Consider the following 4,624-nt stretch of genomic DNA (forward strand, 5'->3'; position numbering starts at 1 on the left):
TGAGGCGAACTGCTGAGGCGAACTGCCCCATGCCGCCAGGGGATTTATCCACCCAAATCGGCGATCGATATGCGCTCTACCTGCAGTGATGCGCTAACTCACTGGCATTGCCCTGAACTGCGATGATAGGGCTTGTCGAAGGTCCTGTTGCATCGCCGAACACGAGGCACTTTCCAGGTGAAGAAGCGTAGCGGGCCCTATCCGCGCGTCCGGATATCGGGTAGCGGATCAGAGGTGGTCTCGCAGGCCGGCGGGGTATTGCTGGTGGAGCCGCCCGCATCAGTGGGCTGGATACCGCACTGTCGTCGGCGCTGGCGCCCTGGCGCAAGGACCGCACGGTCCACGACCCGGGCAAGATACTCCTGGATATGGCCCTGGCCGTCGCCCTGGGCGGGGACTGCCTGGCAGACGTGGCCCTGCTGCGGGCCGAGCCCGCGCTATTCGGGAACGTCGCCTCCGATCCGACCGTCTCCCGCCTGATCGCCGCTCTCGCGGCAGCGGGCCCCAGGGTACTGACCGCCATTCGCGCAGCACGCGCTCAGGCCCGGCAGCACGCATGGGCCCTGGCCAAGGACCGCTCCCCGGACACCGGCGGCCGGGTGACCGTGGACATCGACGGCGTCCTTGTCACCGCCCACTCCGAGAAGCAGGACGCCACCTCGACCTGGAAGAAGACCTTCGGCCACCACCCTCTGGTCGCGTTCGTAGACCACGGTCACCAGGGCAGCGGGGAACCCGTCGCATCCCTCCCACGGCCTGGAAGTGCCGGCTCCAACACCGCCGCCGACCACATCACCACCACCCGACAGGCGCTGGCCCAACTGCCCAAGCGGCTCCGGCGCGGCCGACAGACCCTGATCCAGGCCGACTCCGCCGGCGGCACCCACGCCTTCCTCAACTGGCTCACCCAGCCGGGACGGTGGCCGTCCTATTCGGTCGGCATGACCATCACCGCCGACATCCACGACGCGATCAAGCTCATCCCCAAGAAGGCGTGGACACCGGCCTACGACGCTGACCGACAGGTCCGCGACGGCGCCTGGGTGGCCGAGATCACCGACATGCTCGACCTCACCGGCTGGCCCAAGGGGCTCCGACTGATAGTCCGCAAGGAACGTCCGCACCCCGGCGCCCAACTGCGGATCACCGACCTCGACGGACACCGCTTCACCATCTTCGCGACCGACACCCCCGACGGACAGCTCGCAGACGTAGAACTGCGCCATCGCCGCCGGGCCCGCGCAGAGGACCGCATTCGCGCCGCCCGCGCCACTGGCCTTCGCAACCTCCCCCTGCACGGCACCACCCAGAACCAGATCTGGCTGGAGATCGCCTCCCTCGCTCTGGACCTGCTCGCCTGGCTCCCCATGCTCGCCCTGGACGGAGCAGCCCGAAGATGGGAACCCAAGAAGATGCGACTCCGCCTCTTCTCCGCAGCTGCACGCCTCGTCAGCACCGCCCGAACCCGCCACCTACGGTTCTCCGACCGAAACCCCTGGACCAAGCTAATCATCGCCGCCATCGGCCGGCTCCATACGCTCGCCCCACCTCAGCCAGCCAGCTGACCTGCACCAACGAGCCGCACATCACCTGGGGGGTGGAACCCCACGCACACCCGACGCGACAGCCGGGCCAAAGCCATCCACGCCGTCGAATCGGTCGGCCGCTCACCACTGACCGCGCACGCCAACAACACTGACGGACGGTCATGAAAGATCGAGGTTACGGCGTAGAGCGCCGTCATCACACCGCCAGTGGCGCTAGCTCAGAAGTCGCCGGAGCGTCGGGCTGGCAGAGTGCAGCACGCTGGAGTCGCCGAAGTATCGGCTGTAGGACAGCAGTCCTCGGTCCTGGAGATCGTTCAGGATCTGCTCCACGACCAGGGGCGGCGTTTCTGTGCGTGCCGCCAGATCGTTGATGACCGCTCGGCTGTTCGCCCGGGTCGCCTCCGCGACCGCCGCCTATGTCGCGATCGTCTCCACCTTCCGCGAAGCCCGCGCCCTCATGACGCTCCGCTGGTACCTGTGCGACCAGAAGGTGGCACTGCAGGTCCGCTCCAACACCGTCGCCCCGTACCTGATCTCCAAGTACAAAGTGGCCGCCGCACGCGTCAGCAGCGCCACCGACCGCGCCAGCGTCAAGGGCGCCCGGCTGCGCCTGTACGGGGCACTCGCCTCCGGCGCTGGCTCCGCCATGGTCTGGATCTCCCTGGCCGTTCTCTTCACTGATCCGGAGCCTCGCGCTGAGCCGGAGGACCTGACCTCTCGCTGTGCCAGACGGTCAGGCCGGCGGGTTGGCGGTGCGGATCCACCGGATCAGAACATTAAGCAGTTCCTGGTCGAGCTTGGCCGCTTGTCTCATCACATCCACGTCCCCCACCTCCATTGGCACCCGCGCCTCGTCGAACACCGCAGCCAACCGAGCCCAGCTCTCAACGTTGGCCAGGACGTGCAGAGTGTCGTCCGCACCCTGCTTGCCGCCGATCTGCTCACCGTCCGCCGTAGGAGGCAGGCGCAGCGACCAGGTTTCGCGGGGGTCGGCCGGAGATCTGCGAAGTCGTGCGGAAGATGTGGTCACACCCGTCCAACGCGGGACGTGGCGGTCCGTCACCTCCCGCGCCCTCCGACGATGCGGACGGAGAGTCAGCCCCGGCGGACGGCCCGGACGCTCACAGATGCGCAGGTCAGTCTGTGGAGCTCGCGCGGCGGCGTCCCGGCCCGGCGGTCAGCGTCTCCCACCCCGGGTCACTCTGCCCGGGCACCATTCTCCCAGCCGCCCGCCACTCGGTGACCAGCTGCGCGTAGATCGGCGCGTCCCCAGGCGGCAGAACCGAATCCCCAGGCGGGCGGCGGCGCGAATGCGGCATCATCGCTGTCGTCGTCACAACAGGGCAACGAGTCGAGTCCCGGCCAGGCATGGCACCCAAAACCCCGGTCCCAGGGAGCGGGCTTAGCCCGGTTTACAGTTCGGTCGCCTGACGGCCGGTCAGATCACCCGGGTCTCAGCGTCAGCATCGCTGTGCTGCCCTCCGGGTGAACAAGCGCGGGGCCGGATCCCCGGGGCAATTCGGGGATCCGGCCATGGGAGGAGCCGGCCGCCTGGAGGCACGGCCGACCTGCTCAGCAGCCCGATTCTCGGGGGTGGTGGAGCTGCCGTGACCGGAATGCTAGACCTCCCCTCGCGGTGTGGGTAGGGCTGTGACCAGGCATTTTCCGGGCGCGAACATGCCAGCAGGGGACGTCGGCGGGCCGTCGCTCTCCTGGCCGAGCGCCTACGGACTACCGGTCGACAAGCCCGGCGTGTGGGTGGACGCTTCGTTCTCCTTCACCGTCGCGTAGCCCCCAGCCGCTTGTCAGCCGACGAACCCGCCGACCCGTCGGCATGCCGACGGGTCGGCGGTGGTGTTCAGCGGCCTCACGCGCGACCGCATCACCGAAACCGCTGGTCACCACGTATTCGGCGGGGCCATGATGGGGCATCTGCCGTTAGATGAGGGGAAGTTCATGGCTCTGCCGACACTAACCGCCGAGGCCCGCGCCGAGGCGCTGAACAAGGCGATGGCCGTCCGCCGCGAGCGCGGGAGCTCCTGGCCTCGCTCAAGCTGGGAACGGTCACCTTGCACCAGGTGCTGGAGCGCGGCGACACGGTCGTCGAAAAGACTTCGGTACGCCGTCTCCTCGAGGCGCTGCCCGGCGCCGGCAAGGTCCGCGCCGACAAGCTGATGACCGACGTCGGCATCTCTGACAGCCGCCGCGTAAAGGGTCTCGGCGCCCGGCAGCGCGAACGCCTCCTCGAACTCGTCCCCAAGGTCTGACTGCCCGTCAACCATCACGAACTGGCTGCTCCCACCGCCCGATGGCGATCGACGGCCATGCGGAACCGGGCGGCCACGGCGGTACTCCGATCGGCAGCGCCTGCATCGGTAGGCGGCGGGGCTCCTCATGTTCGCGCACGCGGGCTACGACTTGGTGCTGGCAGTGGTGAACCGGGTTGCTGTCCAACACGGTCTCGCCGCGGCGGTGACGGTGTTCGCTGCCGTGACCGTAGTCGCCTTCGCCATCGCGCTGGGGCTCGCCCAATGACCCGGGCGGTTCGTCCCCGCCGCATGACCCGCAGCCCCGGGCTGCACCAATGGGCTGGTGTACGCCTACGGCGTGCGCTGCGTCTCGGCGAGATCCAGCAGCGTCTGGTCGAAGAGGGCCGCAGACGTCCCAGGTTCGGCTGAGCGGAAGAGGAAGATCGGGTTGGCCGCGAGGTTGTACCGGGCGAGACCGACTCCGCTGCTGAAGTCCGGCCCCGCCCAGTCCGGACCGTACCGATAGGCCATGTCCGCAGCGATAACCATCTCCCGGGCCTTGTGGTGGTCCTGAACGAGTGTCTGGACCAACTCCATCTCGTTCGATCATCTGGGCGAGACCGACCACGCCATCGGGGGCGTCCGTTCCTTCTCCGTCTACCCGAGTTCACCGAAACGGAGGGCATCCCTTATCTCGCTGAGCTTCGCGGTCGTCACCGGGGTCCGCTCCTTCGTCTGTCCAGCGAGACGGAGGGCATCCTCAATCTCGCTGAGCTTCGCGGAGGACACGGCCCCTGCCCGCTCGATCAGGTCGTCCCCGGACACGGT

At 68.2% G+C, this 4,624-nt stretch carries 3 protein-coding genes and 2 pseudogenes; 3 read left to right on the forward strand and 2 right to left on the reverse strand.

From position 1 onward, the window contains the following. Positions 1-177 precede the first annotated feature (177 nt). Positions 178-1,565: pseudogene (locus ASC99_RS30245) on the forward strand (IS1380 family transposase). A 715-nt stretch (positions 1,566-2,280) separates the two neighbouring features. Here the strand turns inward: ASC99_RS30245 and ASC99_RS30255 are convergent. Beyond that, positions 2,281-2,610, reverse strand: coding sequence for a hypothetical protein (locus ASC99_RS30255; protein WP_057238028.1), 330 nt, complete (start codon positions 2,608-2,610; stop codon positions 2,281-2,283). 893 nt (positions 2,611-3,503) lie between these two features. On the opposite strand from ASC99_RS30255, the pseudogene mihF reads away from it, so the two are divergent. Next, positions 3,504-3,814: pseudogene (gene mihF / locus ASC99_RS38000) on the forward strand (integration host factor, actinobacterial type). A gap of 127 nt (positions 3,815-3,941) precedes the next feature. After that, entirely contained in the window at positions 3,942-4,082 is a 141-nt protein-coding gene (locus ASC99_RS39120; protein ID WP_157531859.1) for a hypothetical protein, read from the forward strand. A gap of 65 nt (positions 4,083-4,147) precedes the next feature. Here ASC99_RS39120 and ASC99_RS30265 read toward each other — a convergent pair whose 3' ends face one another. Continuing rightward, positions 4,148-4,393: a hypothetical protein gene (locus tag ASC99_RS30265; protein WP_057238031.1), complete on the reverse strand. Its 246-nt coding sequence runs from the start codon at positions 4,391-4,393 to the stop codon at positions 4,148-4,150. Positions 4,394-4,624 lie beyond the last annotated feature (231 nt).

The sequence above is a fragment of the Kitasatospora sp. Root107 genome (assembly GCF_001424875.1).
In the GTDB taxonomy this organism is placed as follows: Bacteria; Actinomycetota; Actinomycetes; order Streptomycetales; family Streptomycetaceae; genus Kitasatospora.